General features: G+C 40.2%; 2 protein-coding genes. Both read right to left on the bottom strand.

Annotated elements, in window-relative coordinates; translation table 11 throughout:
- Positions 1 to 240: 240 nt before the first annotated feature.
- Positions 241 to 864, bottom strand: coding sequence for a lambda exonuclease family protein (locus ACFIMW_RS09245; protein ID WP_375608891.1), 624 nt, complete (start codon positions 862 to 864; stop codon positions 241 to 243).
- A 1-nt stretch (position 865) separates the two neighbouring features.
- Positions 866 to 1414 (bottom strand): recombinase RecT (locus ACFIMW_RS09240; protein ID WP_375608892.1); only part of this gene is annotated, 549 nt, incomplete at its 5' end.

Raw genomic sequence — 1414 nt, 5'->3', positions numbered from 1 at the left:
AGATAGATAAGCAGTTCACCGGTAGGTTTGATTTCTATGAGTTCGCATTTTTGCTTTTTTGCTTCTCTTAAAGCTCGTGCAATGTCTGCTTGCGTTATGATAGCTTTACGAGGCGCCATATCTTTTCTCCTTACATTGAGACGCAATTCACCCATTTCGTGAATCACGCATGACTTAAAAGTTGTTATGAAAGGGCGGGGGTGTTCGTAGATATGCGGGGAACAAAGCACCCCCATAAGGTTAAGCAGCTTTTGTAGAGAGTTGTTGTATCTCTCGTTCTATATCTGCTAAAAAGGCTTGAACAGCTTGATTGATCTGTTCAATTTGTTGATCATCACGGAGAACACGCTTGACTTTCATGCGCAAGTGAAAGAATTCTCCCGTAAAACGTGGGTCATAGCTTACGAAATCACACCACTTTCGTTCTGTACAAGCCATTTGGAATTGCATTTGCGCGTGATATTCTGGTTTGATTTCGTCACCTATACAAAAGCGCATATGTGTTACTGATCTCGGGCATTTGACTTCGATTAAACCGTCTTCTCCAATGAGACCATCAGGGCTAGCCCCCGCCATTTCTATTGTGGGGTGTTGGATAAAGCCGCATTTTGTTATATCGGCATCATGAATGAAGCCATATTCTCTCAAGGCATCTTCTTCATGTTCGATACCCCATCTCATATCTTCAGTTTCATAATAGGGGCTTGTTTCTCTTGTTAAGCGCTCTGTTATGAGTTTGATTTTGTAGTCTTCATATTTGCTCGTAGGCAATCCTTTTGTAGTTTTATTGAGTATGTTGTAAATGTTTGATGCGGTGACTTTACCCAAGCGTGCTTGGAACCATTCTGCTGTTCTTTGTTCCATCTCACACCGCCGTTCTTTGTTCTTGTGGTCCATATTCGATATCTTGGACGTGAATATATTCGGCATCTTGTATAGGCGCCTCTATTTGCTTTTGTTGTAGGAAAGATTGTTCTTTTTCATGCTGTCTCTTTTGCAAAACATCCAAAATCCTTTGTGCTACTTCATCAGGAAGATCTTCAAGCTTTTGGACTCGTCCATACTCAAGGACTTTTTCTTCTTCTGTTTGAGTGATGTTTATTAATTGTTTGATTTGCATAAGCACATCATAAGAAATTAACTTCGTTTGTACGTTATGGTTTGTTTCATTGATACGTTTTGCTTCATCTTCTTCATAAATACCGGAAAGCCCGAAAGCATAGCGAGCACATTGTATAGTGGCTTTATGGCGCAACATACGTGCTGGATATTTTTTCCAAGGTTCACTTTTGTCTTGTTCGCATTCTTTGAGATATTCGGTGACTTCGATAGGGTCTTTAATGCCTTTGAGACGAATAGCACATTTGATAGCAATGAGATTCCCGTCTTTATCGAGTTGATCTTGAAAGGTCAT

Origin of the sequence: Bartonella sp. AC329YNZD, assembly GCF_042196685.1 — a bacterium.
Classification (GTDB): domain Bacteria; phylum Pseudomonadota; class Alphaproteobacteria; order Rhizobiales; family Rhizobiaceae; genus Bartonella.
The sequence above is the reverse complement of the archived record's forward strand: the minus strand, read 5'-3'. Positions and strand labels throughout refer to the sequence as shown.